Source organism: Dyadobacter beijingensis DSM 21582, from assembly GCF_000382205.1.
GTDB classification, from domain to species: Bacteria; Bacteroidota; Bacteroidia; order Cytophagales; family Spirosomataceae; genus Dyadobacter; species Dyadobacter beijingensis.
Genome location: NZ_KB907786.1, coordinates 1,558,373 through 1,582,045 on the forward strand (window position 1 = coordinate 1,558,373; position 23,673 = coordinate 1,582,045).

General features: G+C 54.0%; 16 protein-coding genes. 8 read left to right on the plus strand and 8 right to left on the minus strand.

The genetic code is table 11. From position 1 onward, the window contains the following. The first annotated feature begins 274 nt into the window (after positions 1-274). From H144_RS33195 to H144_RS0106490, 7 genes are all read left to right on the plus strand, one after another. Entirely contained in the window at positions 275-1,471 is a 1,197-nt protein-coding gene (locus tag H144_RS33195; RefSeq protein ID WP_169409370.1) for a T9SS type A sorting domain-containing protein, read from the plus strand. 40 nt (positions 1,472-1,511) lie between these two features. Beyond that, positions 1,512-3,146, plus strand: coding sequence for a DUF1800 domain-containing protein (locus H144_RS0106465; protein WP_019941237.1), 1,635 nt, complete (start codon positions 1,512-1,514; stop codon positions 3,144-3,146). An 11-nt stretch (positions 3,147-3,157) separates the two neighbouring features. Beyond that, complete coding sequence (locus H144_RS0106470; RefSeq protein ID WP_026350464.1) at positions 3,158-4,690, plus strand: DUF1501 domain-containing protein; 1,533 nt, start codon at positions 3,158-3,160, stop codon at positions 4,688-4,690. A 99-nt stretch (positions 4,691-4,789) separates the two neighbouring features. Continuing rightward, a complete protein-coding gene (locus H144_RS0106475; RefSeq protein WP_033402469.1) occupies positions 4,790-6,568 on the plus strand; it encodes a DUF885 domain-containing protein in 1,779 nt (592 codons plus the stop codon). A 304-nt stretch (positions 6,569-6,872) separates the two neighbouring features. Further along, positions 6,873-9,191 (plus strand): PSD1 and planctomycete cytochrome C domain-containing protein, encoded by a 2,319-nt coding sequence (locus tag H144_RS0106480; protein ID WP_026350465.1) that lies wholly within the window; start codon positions 6,873-6,875, stop codon positions 9,189-9,191. 27 nt (positions 9,192-9,218) lie between these two features. Continuing rightward, positions 9,219-10,673 carry a DUF1501 domain-containing protein gene (locus H144_RS0106485; RefSeq protein WP_026350466.1) on the plus strand — a complete coding sequence of 485 codons (1,455 nt, stop codon included), beginning with the start codon at positions 9,219-9,221 and terminating at the stop codon, positions 10,671-10,673. A gap of 45 nt (positions 10,674-10,718) precedes the next feature. Next, positions 10,719-12,890 (plus strand): c-type cytochrome domain-containing protein, encoded by a 2,172-nt coding sequence (locus H144_RS0106490; RefSeq protein WP_019941242.1) that lies wholly within the window; start codon positions 10,719-10,721, stop codon positions 12,888-12,890. Here the strand turns inward: H144_RS0106490 and H144_RS0106495 are convergent. From H144_RS0106495 to H144_RS0106515, 5 genes are all read right to left on the minus strand, one after another. Further along, the gene (locus H144_RS0106495; RefSeq protein ID WP_019941243.1) at positions 12,887-14,065 is read right to left on the minus strand and encodes an AGE family epimerase/isomerase; all 1,179 of its coding nucleotides are present in this window, start codon (positions 14,063-14,065) and stop codon (positions 12,887-12,889) included. The genes H144_RS0106490 and H144_RS0106495 overlap by 4 nt on opposite strands. Positions 14,066-14,351: 286 nt before the next feature. Further along, positions 14,352-14,564, minus strand: a complete 213-nt coding sequence (locus tag H144_RS0106500; protein WP_019941244.1) for a type II toxin-antitoxin system VapC family toxin — start codon at positions 14,562-14,564, stop codon at positions 14,352-14,354. After that, positions 14,565-14,822 carry a hypothetical protein gene (locus tag H144_RS0106505; protein ID WP_019941245.1) on the minus strand — a complete coding sequence of 86 codons (258 nt, stop codon included), beginning with the start codon at positions 14,820-14,822 and terminating at the stop codon, positions 14,565-14,567. Positions 14,823-14,832: 10 nt separating this feature from the next. After that, positions 14,833-17,469, minus strand: a complete 2,637-nt coding sequence (locus tag H144_RS0106510; RefSeq protein ID WP_019941246.1) for a glycoside hydrolase family 2 protein — start codon at positions 17,467-17,469, stop codon at positions 14,833-14,835. Positions 17,470-17,677: 208 nt separating this feature from the next. Further along, positions 17,678-18,004 carry a hypothetical protein gene (locus H144_RS0106515; protein WP_019941247.1) on the minus strand — a complete coding sequence of 109 codons (327 nt, stop codon included), beginning with the start codon at positions 18,002-18,004 and terminating at the stop codon, positions 17,678-17,680. A 171-nt stretch (positions 18,005-18,175) separates the two neighbouring features. Between H144_RS0106515 and H144_RS0106525 the strand changes: the two genes are divergently transcribed. Continuing rightward, positions 18,176-19,459 (plus strand): PQQ-dependent sugar dehydrogenase, encoded by a 1,284-nt coding sequence (locus tag H144_RS0106525; protein ID WP_019941249.1) that lies wholly within the window; start codon positions 18,176-18,178, stop codon positions 19,457-19,459. On the opposite strand, the gene H144_RS0106530 is transcribed toward H144_RS0106525, so the two are convergent. The 3 genes from H144_RS0106530 to H144_RS0106540 all read right to left on the minus strand — a co-directional run bounded on the left by H144_RS0106530 (position 19,460) and on the right by H144_RS0106540 (position 23,575). Further along, a complete protein-coding gene (locus H144_RS0106530; RefSeq protein ID WP_019941250.1) occupies positions 19,460-20,227 on the minus strand; it encodes an SDR family NAD(P)-dependent oxidoreductase in 768 nt (255 codons plus the stop codon). A 158-nt stretch (positions 20,228-20,385) separates the two neighbouring features. Then, entirely contained in the window at positions 20,386-21,174 is a 789-nt protein-coding gene (locus H144_RS0106535; RefSeq protein WP_019941251.1) for a 3-keto-disaccharide hydrolase, read from the minus strand. 31 nt (positions 21,175-21,205) lie between these two features. Continuing rightward, complete coding sequence (locus tag H144_RS0106540) at positions 21,206-23,575, minus strand: S9 family peptidase (protein ID WP_019941252.1); 2,370 nt, start codon at positions 23,573-23,575, stop codon at positions 21,206-21,208. Positions 23,576-23,673 lie beyond the last annotated feature (98 nt).

Sequence of the window (23,673 nt, forward strand, 5' to 3'; positions counted from 1 at the left end):
AAAATAAAAAAGAGCGAATGTTTTATGTGCCTGTACAAATTTATTAAGGCACTTGTAGAATACTTTTAAAAATTTTTTTGACAATAAAAACGCCATTTTTGGCGTATCCACGGGCCATTTGCCTGATAATTAGTGTATTTTACCGGTTGATAATTAATTTGTAGAAGTAATTGGTACAATTTTGTAACACGTCATATGACAGATTTATTTTATATTTGATGTAGTATTGAAGAAAATTATCACTATGTCTAGAATTTGTTCTATAACACTATTCTTGCTCTTTTTAATAGAATGTAACCAGGTCGCAGTTGCGCAGGATAACGGTGCGATCTTTACCAAAAGAGACTTCCCTATTGGTGTCGTAAGTTTTGGAGCGTCAGTGACTTCCGGCGTATTGGGAGATGACGGTTACATCGATGGGTATGTGAAAAAGGCGGGTTCCGAGTCGTTTATTTTCCCGGTAGGTGACAATGAAGTGCTGCGACCATTCGCCGTAGCGTCGGATCAGGCAATCGGCGCGTACTATGGTGTCGATCCGAGTGTGGCCGTGACGAGCAACCCGGCGGGCGGCGACTATGGCGTGCTGCCGGAAGGCGGGCCTTTCGCGGCTTCGAGCATGATGACCGAACTGATCGCCGTCAGTAATAAGGAATACTGGGACATTAACGGTACGGCGCCGACGCGCATCACGCTTTCCTGGAATGCCAACAGTGCCGTGAATGCATTGATCGCGAACCGCGTGCTGAGCAAGCTCACTATCGCAGGCTGGGACGGTACCAAATGGGTGAACATTCCGTCGTCGATCGACGCGACTTCTATCTTCGGTGCAGCGAGCACGCCGGATGCCGGATCGCTCACGACCTTGGTCGACATCCCACCCAGTACATTCAACGTATACACATTAGCCGCACTCCGCGACGGCGCGTTGCCGGTCGTGTTGGTAAACTTCACGGCCACGGCGAAAGAAAACGCGGGCTACCTCACCTGGCAGACGTCTTCGGAGGTGAACAGCAGCCATTTCGGGATCGAGCGGAGCGGTGATGCAAAGACCTGGCAGGGCATTGGCGAAGTGGCGGCCCGCGGCGAGAACGCTACGGGAGGATTTACTTCGACGAACTACGAATTTACCGATGCGGGGGCATTGGCCGGCGACAACTACTACCGCCTGAAAATGGTGGACAAGGACGAGACATTCGCTTACAGCCGCATTGTCAAGGTGCGGATGGACGGCACGCCCGACTGGGCGGTATTTCCGAACCCCGTGTCCGAAAAGCTGTTTTTCTCTAAAAATATCCTCCAAAACCTCGCGACCGCGCGTCTGACGGACGCGGCCGGGCGCACGATGTACGCGTCACGTGAACCATCCGGCGACGGCATTGATGTGAGCCGCATGCCGGCCGGGTTGTACCTTTTAAAATTCTCCTTTACCGATGGGTTGTCAAAATCATACAAGGTCCTGATCAGCAGATGATCATGCGTTCAACCGTACGGAAACTTTAATTCAATGACTTATGGCTTATCTTGATCCTTATACCGCGCCGTTAACGGCCAGTAAGGCAGCACACTTGCTCAGAAGAGCTACATTCGGTCCCACCAAATCGGAAATAGCTGCGTTTACCGGCCTGAACCCGGGCGCTGCGGTGGACCAGCTGTTCGCGAACGTATCATTTACCGCCTCGCCGCCGCCGCCGATCGATCTGACGAACACGAGCCCCAATTACCAGAAACCGCTGACCAGTTTTCCGTTCATTTCATCGAAGAGCGGCGAGCATAGCGTGCATTTGCGCTACTGGTGGGTGGGATTGATGCTGCTGCAAAACGGCAAACCGTCGGTATTGGAGAAAATTACGGCATTCTGGCAAAACCATTTCGTGGTGTCGCAGAACGTGATGGCCGACTACCGCTATATGTACCGCTACCTGAAATTCCTCCGCGACAACAGCCTGGGTAATTTCAAGACCATGACGATCGGGATCACGAAAGACCCTGCCATGCTCATTTACCAGAACGGCCACGGCAACAACAAGGAGCATCCGAACGAAAACTACGCGCGGGAGTTGCAGGAGCTGTTCACCGTAGGGCAGCACGACTACTACGGTAACCCGAACTATACGGAGGAAGACGTGAAAGCAGCTTCCAAGGTGCTTACCGGCTGGATGGTGACCAACTACTACGTGCACGGCACGAGCGACTTTACGTCCTATTTCAGTAAAAATTACCACGAAACTTCCAATAAGACTTTCTCGTCGAAATACGGCGGCATTACCATTCAGGGCCGGACGGACGACACGGCCGGGGACGTGGAAATGAACGAGCTGATCGATATGCTACTCAGGCACCCGGAAACGCCCAAACACATTTGCCGCAAGCTGTACCGCTGGTATGTGAACCAGAACGTGACCCAGGATATCGAAAACAATGTGATCATTCCACTTGCGGCATTTTTTGCCAGCCCGGAAAACAACTACAACATCAAACCGGTGTTGGAGAAACTGCTGAAAAGCCAGATTTTCTTCGACGACCAAAACGTGGGCGCGATCATCAAATCGCCGATGGAATACATGATCGGGATGGGCCGGTATTTCGAACAGCCGCTGCCCGACCTGATGACCGACACACCTGCCTATATTAATTACGTAAGATATTTTCTGTGGGGAATGGGGGGGATGAACCTTGAAATCCTCACGCAACCGCTGGTATTCGGGTATCCGCCTTATTATCAGACGGGTTATTCCAAGAACTGGATCAATGGCTCGACGATCACCGCGCGACGCGGCAACAGCGACTCGATGATTTTCCCCAACCTGGTGATCAAGCCCGGCTATACATTGGGAATCGATTTCCTGAAATGGATTCAGGAGATACAACCGAATTTCAACAATACTGCCGCCAGCCCGGCGCTCACGCCGGACGAGATATTGGCCAAGTTCACGGAAAACCTGTTCGCGCTCGAATTGACCACGGCCCAGAAAAACCACCTCATCGATGTTGTTTTTATGAATAACCTGCCGAGAATCGAATGGCGGTACGAGCTGAATGCCTACCGCACGAGCCCTACCAACATCAATGCGCAGAATGCCGTCAGGAACAGATGTGCCGGGCTGATGCGGTACATGATCAGGATGGCTGAATATGAGGTGTTTTAAATAGCAATTTTATGAAAAGGAGAGATTTTCTGGCATCCGCCTCAGCCATGGCGCTACCTGTAATGGTAAACGGATTTGGCATAACCAGTCTCAGCAACCGCTCGTCCCTCGTGCAATCGCTCATGGGAACCGCGGCTGCGAATAGCGACCGCATACTTGTCATCATTTACCTTAATGGCGGCAACGACGGCCTCAACACGGTCATTCCGCTGCAATATTATTCCAAATACCAGTCCATCCGCACCAACATCGCGATCCCGCAGAACAAGGTGCTGACGCTTTCGGGCATGGCGGAGGCGGGCTTGCACCCGTCGATGACCGGTATGCGCGAGATGTATAACCAGGGGAGGCTCGCGATCGTTAACTCGGTGTCGTATCCAAACCCGAACCAGTCGCACCACCGTTCGTCGGATATCTGGATGACGGCAACGGATGCCAATCAATACGTGAACAGCGGGTGGGCCGGGCGCTATCTGAACCAGCGTTTTCCGGGCTATCCGCAGAATTATCCCAATGACCAGATGAAAGACCCGCTGGCATTGCAGATAGGCGTGCTTAACTCGACGAGCCTGTTGGGGCCGCAAAGCCCGATGAATATCTCGGTGGAGAACGTCAACAACTTTTATGCGCTGCTCAATGGCGGCCAGGCGATGGCGTCGTCGGACCTGCCTGCCTTCGAGGCGGGCGAAATGATCAAGCACGTGCGGCAGCAGCAGGTGCTTTCTACCGGCTATTCCGGGCAGATCAAGCGTGCGTATGACCTGGGCCAGAACCTGGCGACCTATCCGGCCGCAGGTACGACGTCGGAGCTTTCGGAACAGCTGAAAATCGTGTCTAAACTCATTCACGGCGGTTTGCAGACGAAAATATATTTTGTGGAACTGGGCGGGTTCGATACGCACGGCGATCAGGTGACCGCGAGCGACACCACCGTGGGCCTGCACGCGAACCTGCTTAAAAAGCTTTCGGACTCGGTAGCGGCATTCCAGAACGACCTCGTGGCGCAGGGCACCGCCGACCGCGTGGTAGGGATGACATTCTCGGATTTCGGCCGCCGGGCCAATTCCAATGCCTCACGCGGGACCGACCACGGGGTAGCGGCACCGATGTTCGTGTTCGGGACAGGTATCAGGCGCCAGATGGTGGGCGTGGTGCCGGACCTGAACAACGATCTCGAACCGCCGACCACTTCGCCGACGAACGAGAACCAGGAAATTAAAATGCAGGTAGATTTCAGGCGGATTTACTCCGACATCCTGCGCGACTGGTTCGGTGCGGAGGGCTCCGCGACGGACTCATTGCTTTTCAGGAATTTTAAAACCACCTCCCTGTTCTCGAACGTCATCGAATCGACGGCGTCCGGCGCGTGGCTCGACCGGTCGATCTGGTCGGCGGGACGGCCTCCGGGACCCGGCGATTATGTGAAGGTTAATGCGGGACACGTCGTGGCGCTTGGCCAGAATATCACCGTCCGCAACATCCAGGTGGAAGGCGGGGCGGAGCTGAATATCCTCGGAAATTATACGATTAATACCACGGGGTAAGCACGGGCTTGCCCCACCATATTGCTGAAAGTGCCGGAGGACATTTGATTTCTTCCGGCACTTTTTGTTTACTTTACACTATCTCAACCGATGATATTTATGAAAAAACTGGCCTATTACGCATTCGTCGCGGCAGCTATGCTCATGCTGGCGTGTGAGAAAAAATCAGAAAAAACCGAACAGAAGATGCCGCCAATCAGCGAAGTTTTTGCCCGATATTATGAAGAAAGGCTTCCGCTATACCCGCTGGAAGCGACCATGAACGGCGACAACCGTTACAACGATAAAATGTCCGACGACCTCACCCAGGGCGGAAAAGCGCAGATGACGGCGTTCTACCGCAAGTTCCAGGACGAGCTTGCCAAATACGACCGCGCCAACCTTACCGCCGAAGAGCAGGTGAGCTGGGACCTGATCGAATGGGAGTGCAGCGTGAACCTCGAAGGACTGAAATTCCCGACCGAGCTGCTGCCGATTAACCAGATTTTCTCCACCCACCTGATGATCGGCCAGATGGCCAGTGGGAGCAGTTTGCAGCCATTCAAAACCGTAAAGGACTACGACAACTGGCTCAAACGCGTGGACGGGTTCGTCGTATGGTGCGACACCGCCGTCGTGAATATGCGGAAGGGCATTAAGCTCGGTTACGTGCTGCCTGCGCCGCTCATCAAGAAGGTGATCCCGCAGCTGGCGGATATGGACCACGGGGCAGTGAAAGACCATTTGTTCTATTCACCCGTGAAAAACTTCCCGAAAGACTTCTCGGAAGAGGATAAGGCGCGCCTGGAAAAGGAATATGCCGTCATGGTGGAGTCGAAAGTGATCCCGACGTTCCAGAAAATGCATGCATTCATGGAAAAGGAATACATGCCGGAGGGCCGCAATTCCGATGGTTTCGACGCGCTCCCGAATGGCAAGGCGATTTACAATTACTATATTAAATACTACACCACGACCGAAATGACGGCCGAGGAAATCCATCAGATCGGGTTGAAGGAAGTGGCGCGGATCTCTTCGGAGATGGAAAAAGTGAAAGCGCAGGTAGGTTACCAGGGCGATCTGAAATCGTTTTTCAATGCGGTACGGAGCAATAAAAAGCTGATGCCATTCACAAAGGCGGAGCAGGTGGTTGCGCATTTCAACGAAATCCACGAGCGCATGAAGCCGAACCTGCCCAAACTGTTCGACCTGACGCCGAAAACGCCATTCGAAGTACGGCGTACGGAGGCATTTCGGGAGGCGTCGGCATCGGCGGAATACAATCCGGGCCTGCCGGACGGCTCTCGCCCGGGCGTGTTCTACGTGCCTGTGCCCGACGCAAAGGAGTACAATATCGTGTCCGACGAAAGCCTGTTCCTGCATGAGGCCATTCCGGGGCACCATTACCAGATTTCCTTGCAGCAGGAGAATACCGCATTGCCGGAATTCCGTAAAAACCTCTGGTACAGTGCCTACGGCGAAGGCTGGGCGCTTTATACGGAATCGTTGGGCAAAGAGCTGGGCCTTTATACGGACCCGTACCAGTATTTCGGTATGCTGAGTGCGGAAATGCACCGGGCGATCCGCCTCGTGGTGGATACCGGGCTGCATTCCAAAGGCTGGACGCGCGACCAGGCGATCAAGTACTCGCTGGACCATGAGGCCGAATCGGAAGAAAGCATTACCGCCGAAATCGAACGCTATATGGCGGGGGCGGGGCAGGCATTGTCTTATAAAATAGGCCAGCTGAAAATCCGGGAGCTGCGTTCCAAAGCGGAGAAGGAAATGGGTGCCAGGTTCGATATCCGCGCGTTCCACAAGCTGGTGCTTGAATCGGGCTGCGTGCCCCTGAAACTGCTGGAAGAAAAAGTGAATGCCTGGATCAAGGCAGGAAAATAGCATTGCAATGAGCTTGCGGGGGGAGGGCAGCGCCGGTATCGGGGCTGCTCTTCTTGTTTTTAGCCTAAATTAACCCTCCGTGAAGACGTGCAATGCGCGAAAATCATTGCCAATGCAATAGTTGTCAGTAGAATAGCCGAAAATTTCCTTTGTTAAAAAAAGGAAAATAATTCGACTTGAACAGTATAGAACAGGATAGTTCCCTAAGCGCTATTTGGCATTATTGCTTCAATAAATGTACATTTTTTTAGTTATGTATAAATAGACTAACAAATGTGCCAGTAATGAACCTGAACCCATGAACATGAATTTGAAGAAGCGTTTTTTGCTGCTGACCGGGGCGATGGTCGCTGCTTTGGGCTTCCAGTCTTGCAACAACAAGCCCGGAGGCGCCGCGGAAGAGAAATTGCCCGAGCAGGTGAGTTACAATTTCGATATCAGGCCCATTCTTTCCGATAAATGCCTGGCCTGCCACGGCCCCGATGCCAACAAGCGCGAGGCCGGGCTGCGGCTCGACGACCCCAAAAGCGCATTTGCCGCATTGAAGGACAATCCCAAGGCACACGCGCTCGTAGCCGGTAAACCGGATCAGTCGCAGGCCTATTTGCTGCTGGTGACAGAGGATACTTCCATGAGAATGCCGCCGTTGGCTTCCAATCTGAAATTGACCGAGCGGGAAATCGACCTGATCGGCAAATGGATCAAGCAGGGTGCCAAATATGAAAAGCACTGGGCATTTGTTGCGCCCAAAAAGCCCAGACTGCCCGAAGTTTCACACAAGGACTGGGCGAAGAACAGCATCGATTATTTTATCCTTGAAAAACAGGAACAAAAAGGCCTCGCACCTGCCGCCGAAGCGGACAAGGAACGCCTGCTCAAACGCCTGAGCCTGGACCTGACCGGCCTGCCGCCGAGCTTGCAACTCATGGACGAGTTCCTGGCAGACAACAGCCCGAATGCCTACGAAAAAATGGTGGATAAACTGCTCGCCAACCCGGCATACGGGGAGAAAATGGCGATCCACTGGCTGGACCTGGCCCGCTATGCCGACTCGCACGGCTACCAGGACGACGGCTACCGCACCCAATGGCCCTGGCGCGACTGGGTGATCCACGCCTTCAATAAAAACATGCATTATAACGACTTCGTGACCTGGCAGCTCGCCGGCGACCTGCTGCCCAACCATACCAAGGAGCAGCTGCTCGCCACGGGTTTCAACCGGAACCACAAGATCACGGAAGAGGGCGGGGTGATCCCAGAGGAATACCGCATTATGTATGTGACAGACCGTAACGACTTGTTTGGTAAAGGACTACTGGGCGTTACGCTGGAATGCGCGCACTGCCACGATCACAAATACGACCCGTTTTCGCAAAAAGAGTATTACCAGATGTTCGCATTCTTCAACAATGTGAACGAGGTGGGGATCGAGTCGGTGATCGGCGGGCCGGAAACTTACGCGAAAAAGCCGCTCATGCAGATCAGCGACCAGGATGTGAAAGACATTCTTACGTTCGTGAATAAGCCGGATACCAACCAGCTTATCGTTTCGGTCATGGGCGACCTGGACACATTACGCAAGACTTACGTGCTCAAACGCGGCGCTTACGACGCGCCGGGCGAGGAAGTACAGGCCGGTACTCCGACGGCCATACTACCATTTGACAAAAAATACCCTAAAAACCGCCTGGGCCTCTCGCAATGGCTGTTCGACAAGCGTAACCCGCTTACGGCGCGGGTTTACGTGAATATCCTCTGGCAGGAGTTCTTCGGAAAAGGCATTGTCAAAACCTCCGGCGACTTCGGTATGCAGGGCGAACTGCCCACGCACCCCGCACTGCTCGACTGGCTGGCAGTGGATTTCATGGAGCATAACTGGGATATCAAGCGGTTTGTGAAACAAATGGTCATGTCGGCCACCTACCGGCAATCGGCGGTGGTGACGAAGGAGAACCTGGCCATCGACCCTGATAATGTGTACCTGGCGCGCGGGCCGCGCTACCGCGTGCATGCGGAGTTTGTGAAAGACCTAGTCCTGGCCAGTGCCGGGCTGCTCAACCGCACCATCGGCGGGCCGAGCGTGAAGCCCTACCAGCCGGCAGGCTTGTGGGAAGGCGCTACTTCGGGGCGCGGGCTGCTGTCGGTTTATAATCAGGACCACGGGGCCAGCCTGTACCGCCGGGGCATGTATACGCTCATCAAACGTACGGTGCCGCCGCCCACCATGGCTATTTTCGATGCCAGCAATCGCGATTTGTGCGAGGTAAGGCGGTTGAAAACCAACACCCCGCTGCAAGCGCTCGTGATGATGAACGACCCGGCCGTGCTGGAAGCCTCGCGGGTGCTGGCTGCCAGGCTGTTGCAGGAAAAAAGCACGACAGAAGAGAAAATCACCAAGGCATTCAGGCAGATCGTGTGCCGCAAACCGAGCCAGAAGGAGCTTGACGTGCTCACTGGCTATTACCAGCAGGAATTGAAGGAAATACAGCCGCAGCGCGCCGAGAAAATGGTGGCGATAGGCGAGTACCCGCTCACGCGAAATGTGGACAAAAAGGCGCTGGCCTCGCTGATGCGCGTCATTTCCACGATTTATAATCTTGAAGAAACCATCACCAAATCATAATGCCGGCATGCACGGCGACGGATGAAAATGGATAAGGAAATCATAGAACACGGATTTAGTTTCAACAGACGGCGTTTCCTCTCGACGATGAGCCTCGGGATCGGCAGCGTGGCGCTGGGCTCGCTGCTCATGCCCGATCTGTTGCGCGGAGGCGGATTGGAAGAGGAAGGTTTGGCGCCGGGTATCCCGCATTTCGCGCCCAAGGCCAAGCGGGTGATTTACCTGTTTCAAAACGGCGCGCCGTCGCAGCAGGAACTTTTCGATTATAAACCCAAGCTGCGCGAGATGTTCGGGCAGGAAATACCGCCTTCCGTACGCGGTACGCAGCGCCTGACGGGCATGACGGCCAACCAGGCCTCGTTCCCGCTCGTGGGTTCTTTTGTGGATTTCAAACAATATGGCCAGTCGCAGGCGTGGGTAAGCAACCTGATGCCCTACACCTCCAAAATCGTGGACGACCTGTGCTTTGTGCGCTCGATGTACACGGAGGCGATCAACCATGACCCGGCACTGACATTCCTCCAAACCGGCTCGCAGCAGGGCAACCGCCCGAGTATGGGCTCCTGGCTGAGCTATGGGTTGGGTAATGAGAACAAAAACCTGCCGAACTTCACGGTTCTGCTGTCCCGCGGCGTCGGTAACGGGCAAGGGGTTTATTCCAAATTGTGGTCCAACGGCTTCCTCGATTCCGTGCATCAGGGCGTGCAGTTCAGCAAGGGCGAGGACCCGGTGCTGTACCTCCGCGACCCGGAAGGCATGGACCGGAAAGAACGCCGCGATATGCTCGACAAGCTTTCCGAGCTGAATGATCTGTCGTACCAGGAATTCGGCGACCCCGAGATTGCGACGAAGATCAAGCAATACGAAATGGCCTACCGCATGCAGACCGCCGTGCCGGAGGTAATGGATCTGTCGAAAGAATCGGATGACATTATCAAGCTGTACGGTCCCGAATGCCTCGTGCCGGGTACGTACGCGGCCAACTGCCTGCTCGCGCGCAAGCTCTCCGAAAACGGCGTGCGGTTTGTACAATTATACCACCAGGGTTGGGACCAGCATGGTAACCTGCCGTACGAAATCACGAAGCAGGCCATGGACGTCGACCAGGCGTCCGCAGCATTGGTTACCGACCTGAAACAGCGCGGGCTGCTCGACGAAACACTGGTGATCTGGGGCGGTGAATTCGGCCGTACCAGCTACACCCAGGGCAAGCTGACGCCCGAAAATTACGGCCGCGACCATCATCCGCGCTGCTTCACGATCTGGATGGCCGGCGGCGGTATCAAGCCCGGCATGGTGTATGGCGAAACTGACGAGCTCGGTTACAACATTGCAAAAGACCCCGTGCATGTCCACGATTTCCAGGCGACAATCCTGCATCAACTCGGATTGAACCACGAGAAGTTGATATTCAAGCACCTGGGTCGTCGGTACCGGCTTACCGACGTGTCCGGCAAAGTCGTGCGAGACATTATCGCCTGATCCTTATTAGTGTTTTTTGTAGGTCAATTTTTGGTGAAATTTTAAATGCATTTGAAACTCAGGGTTTTCGCAGAGCAGGTACTAGTCGCTGCCAATATCTTCGTACTGTTTTTACTGCTCTTCGAAAGCAAACTGGTGATCCCGGCCTGGCTGCAAACCATCGGCCGCATGCACCCGCTCATCCTGCACTTCCCGATCGTGATCCTGCTGCTGGCGATGCTGCTGGAATTCTTCCGTTTCAGGCCGGAATATGCCGGTAATGCATTCTACCGCAATTTTCTGCAAGGCCTGCTGCTCATAGGTGCGCTTTTCGCGGCAGTGACGGTGATAATGGGGCTCTTTTTGTCCCGTGAGGAAGGTTACGCGGGCGACACGCTTACCTGGCACAAATGGACGGGCGCGGGGATTTTCTTCCTGGCTTCCATGATTTACTGGGTTCGAAATGCCAAATGGTACAAGGCCGTGGCGGCACGTGGCGGCGCATTCATTACCGTTGTAGCACTGGTGATGACCGGCCATTACGGCGCAGCGCTCACGCATGGGAGCGATTTCATTTGGGAGCCCATTTCAAAAAAGACCGTGGCGGAGGTGCCGCTGGACGAGGCCGTCGTGTATACCAATGTAATACGCCCCATTCTCGAACAAAAATGCACCAGCTGCCACAACCCCGACAAACTGAAAGGCGAACTGATCCTCACCGACCCGCAGTCGATCATGAAAGGCGGCAAATCCGGCAAGCTGCTCATTCCCGGCAACCCGCAAATGAGCCTGCTGTTGCAGCGCGTCCATTTGCCGATGGAGGAGAAGAAACACATGCCGCCGTCGGGGAAGGCGCAGCTTACCTTGCAGGAGATCGCGCTGCTTACATTATGGGTTAAACAGAAAGCCGATTTTGACAAAAAACTGACCGAACTACCCGCCTCGGATTCGCTGAGAATGCTGGCAACGGCTTATCTGCAACCGCAGGCGCAGGAAGAGGAATACGATTTCGCGGCAGCCGACGAGGACAAAGTCAAAGAACTCAATACCGACTACCGCACAATTCTCCCGCTCGCCCGCGAATCGCCGGCGCTAGCCGTTAACATTTATAATGCTGCCGCTTACAATGTGAAGCAGATCGACGAGCTGGGCGACATCCGCAAGCAGGTTGTCTCATTGAATTTAAATAAACTGCCTGTTAAAGACGCCGACCTGAAAAGCATTACCCAATTTGAAAACCTGCGAAAACTCGATCTCAACTTCACGGAAGTGACCGCTGCGGGATTGAAGGAACTGGGCAGCCTGAAACATTTACAGAATCTTACATTGTCAGGCACCAGGCTAAATTTGAACGATCTGAAAGGCTTGCTGCCGCAATTAAAAAGCGTCAAAACGGTGGCGGTGTGGGATACAAAGCTCTCTGCCGCGGACGTGCAGCATTTGCAGCAAGCCAACAAAGGCATGACCATCATCGGCGGTTTCAAAGACGATGGCAAGAACCCGTTGAAACTCAATCCGCCACAGATGAAAAATGCGTCGCCTATTTTCGCGCAGACGCTTACGCTCGACATTCAGCACCCGATCAAAGGCGTGGACGTACGCTACACGCTCGACGGCTCCGAGCCCGACAGCATAACATCGCCTTTGCTGGACCACAAAACGGTGATCAGGCAAAATACGACGGTACGCGCCAAGGCCTACAAAAAAGGGTGGTACGGCAGCGATATGGTCACTTTCGATTATTTCAAAAGCGCCTATAAGCCTGATAGCGGCACTTTGCTCGCGCCGCTCAACCGCGTGCACCAGGCCGAGGGCGTGAAGACATTTTTTGATCATAAGTTGGGTGTTATCGGAGCTAACAATCCCGCCTGGGCCAACAACTGGGCGGGGGTTAGGAACAACGACATGGCATTCGAATCGGAATTCAAAACGCCGGTCATGCTGTCGTCGCTCGGCGTGCGCTATATGGTGGAGGAAGATACAGGTATTTTCCCGCCCGAACTCGTCGAGATCTGGGGTGGTACCACGCGCGACAACATGAAGTTGCTCGCGAAATTCAAGGCACCGATGCCTGTCAAAGGCGAGCGGGCCTCGCTGCGGAGCGTGGAGGGGAGTTTCAAGCCGCAGCAGGTTTCTTTTATCAAAATCGTAGCCAGGCCGCTCAGCAAAATCCCCGAATGGCATCGGAGCAAAGGCAACCGCGCATTGCTGCTCGTGGACGAGATGTTTTTGAACTAAACTTTCGAAACCCTGCGCCACATTTCCGCGCAGGCGCGGGCATTATGGTAGGGGCATTTCCAGAAGTTGATCTTGTCGCCCTTCACCGGCGTGCCGTCTTCCTTGACGGTGCCGAACCATTCGCCCCGCTCATGGTCGATGAACTCGTTGACGATATAATCCCAGCTTTTTTCGGCCTTCGTTTTGAATTGGGAATCTTTGGTAAGCTGGTAAGCATTATAGAATCCGACGAGCTGCTCGGCCGCTACCCACCAGCTGCGGTCGGTTTGGGTGTGTTTGGTTTCCGGGTCGTATTCGTAGTTTAATGCGCCGTCGGCACTGAGTCCTTTCGATGCCGCGGTAGCCATCGCGATGGATTTCTTCTTCATGCGGGCTATCAGCTTCTCGTCGTGCAGTATTTCCGCCGTTTCAAACAGCAGCCACGACGCCTCGATATCGTGCCCGAATGATACGATATTGTCCTTCGCCTTCCATTGCTCGTCGAAAAAGAGCTGCATGGTTTCGGTTTTGGGGTTCACGATGTGGGTGATGATGGCGTCGAGCATGCCGGCGGTCTGCTTTTTGAGTTTCGCGTCGGGCCAGACGCTGTACAGGTTGGTGTAGGCTTCCACCAGATGCAAATGCGTGTTCATGCTCTTGATCCACGGACTTTTGCTCAGGATATAGTCGTCCGTAGCCGACCAATCCCTGGCAAATGCTTCCCGGTAACCGCCGTTTTGGGGATCGAAAGCGTGTTTTTCGATGATTTCAAAAAGAGATTTCGCTTTTTCCAGTGCAGGTTTAAAGTGCGTCACGCGGTAATATTCCGCCAGCCCGTACATCGCGAATGCATTGCCGTAAATTTGCTTTTTCGTTTCCAGCGGCGAGCCGTCCGCATTCACAGACCAATATACGCCGCCATATTCTGGATCAAAGAAATGTTTCACCAGCTGCTGGTAAGCGCGATCGGCGAGGGTTAAATATTTGGCCTCTTTCAGCAACCGGTGCGCCAGCGAGAATGTCCACAAAATCCGCCCGGTCAGCACCACCGACCGCGCCGAATCCTTCACCGGCTCATTCTCGTAATTCACCCGCCCGTAGAACCCGCCTTTCTCCGGGTCCGGCCCATATTTTTCCCAATAATCGAGTATCGCAACAAACTCTTTCCTAAATGCGTCAGGCGTAAAAGCAGCCATATTTCCGGGTTGATTTTTTAGGAAAAAGCAGGCTGGGGGTAGTTCATACTGTTTGCTGGATTTTCTGCTACCATGCGGTACGTAGCTGTTCTTTTTCAAGCAATGATCCGAGCAGGCGGTCGGATGTTACAAACAGGTCCGCTTCGTCTTTAATGCGAGCGCTGTCGCAAGCTGAATGCTGTCGAGCGAGCGCAGGCCATCCGTGCCATATTGGTTCAAAAGCATACAAGCCGTTCCGATAATATGGTCGTCTATGGGCGTACATGCAAATTGCGAAGCGTCCTCGTCAAAAAAGCCGGATGGTTTGCCCGACAATTTCCCTGGTCAGTTCTCCGGTCCGCTGTTTTTTCCATAATGCGGACAGTAGCTCTACCCGCGCGAGCTCGGAAAGGAAAATCGATGAAACCGGATTTTCAATAATGAGCTGTTTGAAGAACTCGCTATCCTGCTCCTCGTGATATAGTTTAATCAGCGAAGAAGTATCGAGAAAAATACGCATTCAGGAATGGCGTCTTTCCGAGATAACTTCTTCTGCCAACGAGCTTTTTAGTTCTTTCAGCAACTGTCGGCTACGGTCGAAAGAAAAATCACTCCATCTGAGCGACTTCGCGTCGGATTTCACAGGCCCATCTATTTCGGGAAAAGTGATGATTACCTTTACCGGCAAATCAATAACAGGTGCCGAATCAAGTTCAATCCTGCCGTTTTGATAAGTTCCTTCAATTCTCAGCATAGCGGTATACAGCGTTGGTTGCATACCAAAGTTACTATTTTTCAGCTATTTGAATCAACTGCTCCTCCGCATTCCACCCCTCTACCGACACCACCGGCACCAGGCCGCTCTGCGGCGTGTATTCCATTACCACGGTCTTGCTCTCGCCGGGTAAAACGGAAATGTAATTGTCGTCGTAAAACACCGGCAGGATGCGCTGCTTCGTGTTTGGGTCTACCAACGCAAGGCGGTTGAAGAATGCCAGCGGGGCATTGGCGGGGTTTTTCAGGGTTACTTCTACCTTGCCTTTGGCAATGGTCCGGGCCGTTGCCGTGGCCTGAGATTTGGGCATGGCTTGCAGGCCGCTGTGGTTGCCCGTAGCATCAGGGAGCCAGTAGAGGTTATCGCTAACCGGTTTTTTGTCCAGGTTCAGCAGTCGGAGGGAAAGGAACATGCCTTCTTTTTTAGCCATTTCCCTGATTTCCCGGTTAATATCGATGATCTTGCGGGTTGTGGACGGGCCGATTTCTACGAAAACCTGCGTCAGTTGCTTCACATTACCCTTCATATCGATGGCGTCAATGACGAGCATGAGGTCGTATTGATGTTTGAAAGTATTGTTCACAATCGCGACGGCGGTATCGGCCGGGTTGTACATCACGTGCAGCGGCTCGCTGCCGGAATGCAAGCCATAGAGGCAGGCGTTCGGATCGAGGTAGTAGTCGTACATCTGGCCGCGGAGCGCCGTCCACGGGTTTTGCGTCTTCCATATGATCACGCCCGTGTACCAATCCCACATATGCGCACTGAAACCTTCCATCAATGCGCGGTATTGGTCGTAGTTGACGAGCTGGGCCTTTTTGCCGAAGTCGCGCATGTCGGTAGCTTTGCCGTAGGGCTCGATGTGGTGGTCGTAGCCGATGTATTTATGGTATTGCCATACCGAATCCACTTTCTCGCGGCGGGTTTCGGCCGAGTAGGCGGGGGCAATGCGGTTGGCTTCCGGTAAAAACCTTTCCAGGGAATGGTGGTCGCCGACGCCCACGGAGCCGATCTCGGAATTGAATGGCCACGTGCGGTAGTTCCAGAAACGGGTGAGCGGCTGGATGCCGTAAGGGCCGTCGCCATTGCCGCCCAGCGCGTTGAACGACATATCGTCGGAGTTGGAATAGTCTACAAACCAGCGGGTGCCGTCGAGCGCGGGCAGGATGGAGTCGCGCAGGGGCGTCATGATGTCCACAGGCAAAGTAATCTCGTTCCCGCCGCACCAGATGGCGAGGGATGGGTAATTGCGGATCATTTTGATCTGATCCGCCGCCGATTCCAGGAACAGGTTATGGTCGTCGGGATATTTCCGGCGCGTCCATTGGTCGTCGGCTTTCATCGGGTCTACCCAGCGGCCGTTGCAGTCGCCGGAGCCCCAGAAATCCTGCATAACGAGAATCCCGTAACGGTCGCAGGCTTCGTAAAACTCCGGCCGTTCGGTCAATGCGCCGCCCCAGATGCGGAGCAGGTTCAGGTTCATATCGCGGTGGAACCGCACTTCGGCATTGTAGCGTTCGTCGGAGAAGCGGAGCATGGCATCGGAAATGATCCAGTTGCCGCCTTTGATGAATACGCGCTGGCCATTCACGGAGATTTGCTTGCTGCGGGTCGTCGTGTTCCAGTCGGCCTGGATTTCGCGTACGCCCACTTGAATGTCTTCTGTGTCGGACACTTTTCCGGCTTGCGTGAACTGCATTTTCAGATCATACAAATCCTGCGCGCCATAGCCGTTCGGCCACCAGAGTTTCGGGTTTTTGAGTGAGAGATCGGGGAGCTTTACCTCCAAGGTGGAATGCGGCTGCACGGTAACTTCTTTGGACACCCTGTTCCCATCCAAACTATATTGCAGAATGCCTTTTTGCGGCACATTACCGGGGTTTTCCAGCTCCGCGGTGACGCGAATGGTCGCGGGCTGCTGCGTTGCGCCCGGCGTACGCTTACCTGGCACGAGCGTGACCACGTGCGGGTTTTTGATATTGATTTTTCCTGTTTTTTCAATCGTTACCTTGTCCCAAATGCCCGTATTGCGGTCGCGGATGGGCTGGATCCAGTCCCAACCAGCCACATACTGGTGTGATACGTTTCGTGCGATGGTCCCGTCGCCGCCCTGGCCGCCGTTCGGGTTGCCCACCACATCGGGCGGGTAAACGATCACGGCGAGGCGGTTTTTGCCCGTCTTGCTCAGGTGAGCAGTAATGTTATAAGTCTGGCGCAGGAACATGCCCGAATGCAGTTTCGCATTCAGTTTTTTACCGTTGAGAAACACATCGCAGCTGTAATTGACGCCCCGCAAATGCAGCCACACTTCCTGCCCGGCATCCGCCTTTTCTTCAAAATCCCTGACAAACCAATAGGTGTAGTATTCTTTTCCGGTGTTGAAAATATCCGGTATATGCTTGTTGTTCATCCCGAGAAACGGGTCCGGCACCTGCTTGTTAGCCAGCATCGTCGTGAGCACCGTACCAGGCACCACGGCCGGCAGCCAGCTTTTCAGGGCGAAGCCGGGCGATGAAATAGTCGTACCGGGTTCCTTCATTTTGGAAACGGGAATGCATTGCCAGCTGTCGCGGAGCTCGTAGCGCTGGGCGTCGGCGGCCGTTGCCCACAGGCAGGTCACAAAGAAGAGGAGGGTTCGCAGGTTAGTCATAAGAAACAGAATTTGTCGTTATCGGCGATCGGACAAATATATCTGATCCGAATGCCTATAAACAAGAAAGGATATTGCATTAATTAAAATATTGACGAACATTCCTTTTATTATTAAATTTTTATAAAAAATACCTCAGGCTAGTTAGAATCGCACAAAAAAGCCTGACACTCAGTGCATCAGGCTTTTTTGTGGGCATTTCTCTTTGCTAGTCGCCCTGGTTTTCCTCCTGGCTTTCGTGGTTATCTCCGCCCAGGCTGTAATAATTGTTCTCTTCGTCTTCGCGGCCGATCTCCTCATCTTCATCGTCATATTCCGAGCCCGGCACATCCAGGTCGTCGCCGGTAACGTCGTCTTCGAAGGATTTTTCGTTCCAGTCGTCCGAGTCGATATCCAGCTTGCGTTTGACCCGCGAAATATCCTCGGGATCTATATCCGGGTCGATGAGCCCCTGGCGGTAAATATCTTCTTCTGCGGGATAATTTCCGGGGAGGTCATCGTCATATACTTCGTCGTCATCATCGTATGGGCCCATAATCGTCAATGGTTAAGTGTACTAAAAGTCAGGTGATGTTTCCTGTTTTCCGGTTCAGGTTAAAAAAGCATTCCCAAACCGGATTGCAGGGAAACCAGCCGCAACGCGGTAAAAAATCGCGCCGCCGTGCTTTTGTCTAAAATAAATGTTTTCACCCAATTTTACGATTGCATGCAAAGAAAATTAATCCGGTCGACCGGCGCCGCGGCCGTGCTGGCAGCAGCGGCAGCGCTGTTCGGTTACCGCTCCGAAACCCTTACTCCTGATCAGAAAACCCCGCTTTTCACGCCCATCGAAGCCAAAGAAGTGAAGCTTCCCGCCGGTTTCTCGGCCACGGTACTTGCTACCGGCCTTGGCGCTACCCGGCATATGGTGGTGGGTAAAAACGGCGACATGTATGTAAAGCTTTCCAAACTCAAAGACGGTAAGGGCATTTACCTCCTGCGCGACACGAACGGCGACGGCGCGATCGACGAGCAGAAGCTTTTCGGCGATTACCCCGGCACCGGCATTGCCATCAAGAACGGTTACCTGTACTGCTCTTCCAACAAAGGTGTTTTCAGGTATAAGCTGAATGAAAAGGACGAAGTCATCGATTTTGAAAAACCTGAACAGATCATCAGCGGCCTCAGCGACCACGGCCGCGACAATGCGAAACCCCTTGCGCTCGATAATGCGGGCAACATTTACGTGACGGTTGGTTCCTGGAACGACAACTGCCGGGGAGCAGGTTCGGCCAAGGGCATGTCGCCCTGCTCGATCCTCGATTCGGCGGGCGGTATCTGGCGTTTCAAGGCCGGAAAAGCCAATCAGCAGTTTTCAGACGGCACCCGTTTCGCAACCGGTGTGAAGAATGCGGTGGGCATCGATTGGGACAACAAAACCAATGCTTTGTACGCCACCACGCACGGCCGCGGGAAGTTCGACGATATGTACCCGCAGTATTATACCCCGAAACACAGCGCCGAGCTGCCTTCCGAAACGCTTTACCAGCTGAAAGAGGGCGACGACGCGGGCTGGCCGTACATTTATTACGACCATTTCCAGAACAAAAAGATGCTTGCGCCGGAATATGGCGGTGATGGTAAAAAAACCGGCGGCGAAAAAGCCGTGAACCCGATTGTGGCGTTTCCGGCCCACCTCGGCCCGAATGCATTGATGTTCTACACCGGCAATATGTTTCCGGCGCGGTATAAAAACGGCGCGTTCATCGCATTCCACAGCCAGTCGTCGGAGCTGAAAAAAGGTTACCTGGTGGCATTCGTTCCATTTGTAAATGGTAAGCCGGGTAAATGGGAGATTTTCGCCGACAACTTCGCCGGTACCGATCTCGTAAAACCGACCGGCCCGATCCAGCACCGCCCGTGTGGCCTCGCGCAGGGACCGGACGGCGCCTTGTACGTGACCGACGACCTCAACGGCACGATCTTCAAAATCGCTTACAATAAAAAGTAATCAAAGGCTCATTCCGCCGTCGATGAAGATATTTTGCCCTGTAATGAACCGTCCTGCTTCCGAACAGAGCAGGACGGCCATTGCGGCGCAGTCCTGCGGCTCGCCGAGGGCGCCGCTGGGTGTTTCCAGACGTTTGTCGATACGTTCGGGAACGGGCGGGACGTCCTGTTCGAGGCGCGGCGTACCGATGACGCCCGGCGCGAGGTTATTGACCGTCACATGCTTGTCGGCCAGCTGCATGGCCACATTCTGCACCATATTCAACACCGCCGATTTGGTAGCGGCGTAAACGATCATCGCCGGGTGGGGTTTCGTTTGCTGCACACTCCCGATCGTCAAGATCCTTCCCCAGCCTTTGGAAACCATCGCCGGGGCAAATGCCTGCATGAGCTGTAAGGTAGATCTGAAATTGGCATTCACCTGTTTATCAAAATCTTCCGTCGTGACCTGCTCCCATTCCGCCGGTATTTGCACCGATGCGTTGATCACGAGGATGTCGGGCGTTTTGCCCAGTTGTCCCACCTGTTCGGCGATGAATGCGGCGCTGCCGGAGCGTGAGAGATCGGCATGGACCAGGTTCGCTTCACCGCCCGCACGCCGTATTTCGTCGGCTACGGCTTCCGCTTCGGAACGATCCTTGCGGTAATGCAGGATGATTTTAGCGCCGTATTCGGCCAATGCGAGCGCAATGGCTTTGCCGATCCCCTGACTGGCGCCGGTCACCAATGCGGTTTTCCCGTTGAGTTTAAATTGTTCGGATAGTTTCATAACATGGGCTTTTAAGGCCGCAGCCTTAACAAACCCATGCCAGTTTCTGATGATGCGTGGGGCAAAGCGGCGAACGCCCGCACGGGAAAGTACCAACGCCTTTGAATTTTGTAAGGGCCCGTGTTACCCACCAAGGGACTGATCGATCGGCTGGCGTTTCAAAAGTTGGTATCCGCCTTGTCCAGCTCCATTTCCTTGATCCAGATATTGCGGTAATACACGTCGTGGCCTTCCGATTGCAGTTTCAAGCCGCCGGGCGTGTCGGTAATGCCCTTGCCGCCGTCGTTACCGCCGTCGATCCCGGAGTTTTTGCCGCCCCATACCTGGCTGATTTTCTGGTTGGTATGCACTTTTTTTCCATTGAAATACAAGGTCACCATCGGCTGCTCCACCAGCTTGCCGTCTTTGAAACGTGCCGCGCGGAAAAGAATGTCATACGAATTCCACTTGCCGATGCCATTATACGCAAAGTAAGGTGATTTGGATTCATTGATGACCGCTGCCATGCCGTGTGAAGTGGTATCGCCGTCCAGCACCTGGATTTCGTAGCGGTTTTGCAGGTATACGCCGCTGTTGCCGCCCGGTTTCGTGATCAGGAATTCCACGTGCGCGCGGAAATCCTTAAACTGTTTTTTGGTCACAATGTCCGCCGAGCCGTACAGGCCGCCTGCGGACGCCGGGTCGTTGCAGTTGATCACCGTGCCTTTGTCCACGGGGTCGTTCACGACGGTCCATTTGATCGGCGGTTTGGCGGCGAAGCGTGGGCCTTCCCAATAAATCCATTTCTCGTCGAGCATTTTGCGGCTGCCGTCGAGGTACACCTCGGCGCCTTTGGGGGCTTTCACGCCCACGCCTACCTGTGCCTGCGCGAGGCCTGCGCATGCAATCGCGGCGATGGCCTGGGCGAGGATGATCTTTTTCAGTTTCGGAAAATGTTGGTTCATCATGCGGTTTTGTTTGTCCTATAAGGCATTTGCCCTACAATTTCTCCTCAAACAGTTTTAGAATGCGCTTGTACTCGTCCGTCCACGACGATGCTTCTACGAAACCGTGGTCCTCCATCGGGTAGGATGCCAGCTCCCAATTGTTTTTGCCCAGCTCGATGAGCCGTTGTGAGAGCCGCACCACGTCCTGGTAATGCACGTTCACGTCCACCATACCGTGGCAGATGAGCAGATTGTTTTTCAAACCCGCCGCATGGTAAATGGGAGAGCTCTTTCGGTAAGCGAGGCTGTCGGCCTGCGGTTCGTTGAGGATATTGGCCGTGTAGCCCTGGTTGTAGGCAGCCCAATCCGTGACCGGCCGCAATGCCGCCCCGGCAGTGAACACGTCGGGCGTCGTGAAAAGGGCCATCAGCGTGATAAACCCACCGTACGAGCCGCCGTAAATACCGATCTTTTTGGGATCTACGCCGTAGGTTTTGACGAGCCATTGAGCGCCGTCGGTATGGTCGGTGAGATCCTTGCCGCCCATGAAGCGGTAAATGCCTGTGCGCCAGTCGCGGCCGTAGCCGGAGCTCGCGCGATAATCCATGTCGAGTACCGTGTACCCCTTGTCGGTGAGTAGGTTATGAAACATGTATTCACGGAAATACTGGCTCCACCATTTGTGCGCATTCTGCAAATAGCCCGCCCCGTGCACGAATATTACCGCCTTGCCGTTCGATTGCTTCGGCTCGTAGACGCGTGCGTAAATGTCCTGCCCGTCGCCCGCCTTAATGGTTACCACCTTGGCCTCGCGCCAGGGATAGGAGAGGAACTCTTGCGAAACGGACCGGGTAATTTGCACCGGTTGGTTGTTTTTCGATGCGGCAGCAGCATTGTCGAGCAGGTAGAGTTCCCAGGGCGCGGTACTTTTCGAGAAGCGGATAGCGAGGTTCTTCTCATCGGGCGAAAGCGTCATCTCATGCGCACCGGGCGTGTGTGTGAGGCGCGTACGGGCGCCGCCGGTCACGGCCATGCGGTACACGTGCTGCTCGCCGGGATGTATTTCGTTGGTAATGAGATAAAATGTCTTCTTATCCTTCGAAAGCACCACATTCTGCACTTCAAACCGGCCGGATGTAAGCGCCGTCTTTTTGCCGGTTTGCAGATTGAATGCATACAAATGCGAATAGCCGGTAGCCTCGCTCTGGAAATAGATCGTTTGCGTATCGAGCCAGCCGATCTCGCCGGCGCTCTGCGGATAACCGCCAATTCCCGGCCCGCCTATCCACGCTTCGTCGCGCTGGCGGTCGAGTAGTTTCAGCGAGAGGGTCACGGGATCGAGCTGCATGATCCACCGGTCCTTACTATCCAGCGAACGGATCACCACCACGGCATACTGCCCATTATCCGACCAGAACGGGCCGTGAAAAATCACCTTGCGTTCCTTTTTCTTCCAGGTCGAATCCTGTGCGGGATAATCTTTGAGGTAATCGGGCTTGTCGTGAATGCCCGGAATGTCGTTTGCCGCAACTTTGCGCGCGGTATCTCTCTGAATGTCGTACACCCAAAACTCGCTTTCCGCCGCGGGCGCCCCCACTTTGGTGCGCGCGGGAATGTCCTCGGTAAAGCCGCTTTCCGTTACGTAATTAGGGACAATGGTCGATTTGGCGTTTTTGTCGGACTGTGTGAGCCGGTAGGTAACAAACCGGCCGTCGGGGCTCAGCTGCTGGCCTGATACGCTTTTTTCGCCGAGGTAAATCTCTTTCGGACGGGCAGGCTTATCGGCCTCGGTAATCTTCTTGCCCGCGTCTTTTTTATCCTTTCTTTCTTTGAGTATTTCAAACATCGCGAGCTGGTCGGCGCGGAGGAACTTTTCCTGTTCGCCGGGCTTGCTGTCGGCCTTTTTTGGGCCGGTTTTAAAATCGGTCAGCTGGCTCACGAGCCCGGACGACAATGCGATGCTGAAAAGGTTATTACCCCTTTCGAAAATCACCGCCTGCTCATTCCCGCTGAACGCCGGATCAGTCTCCCGCTCGGTGGTATTGGTGAGCTGCCGGACGGAGAAATCCTTGTAATTCACAACAAAAAGATCGCCATTCTTCTCGTATAACCGCAACGAATGCGCCCGGTTATAAACGCCGTTCTTACCCGGCAGCCGCCGTCGCTCGGCCGGGGCTACCTTACTGATCTTCTTCCCCGCAAGCGAATACCCATACAGCGAATCGGCGAGATTTTTATCCGGGTTCCAGTTGAAATACACCGTTTTAGAATCGTCGGCCCATGTGATATCCGTCGGCGAAGTCCCGATCCAGATCTTCGGGTCCCGCATAATTTTCTCGACGGTAAGAGGGGGGAGTGTTTGGGCTTGAAGGGTGTTGACAAAAAGAGAAACTAAAAACGCGACTTTGTAAACGTGGTTCATGTTTTATGGTTAGAAATTCACGGTGATATCAGTGGCTATGCACCACTTTCTTATCCTGATAAGGAATGGCCTAAATGAGCCGGATGTTGTTGTACTCT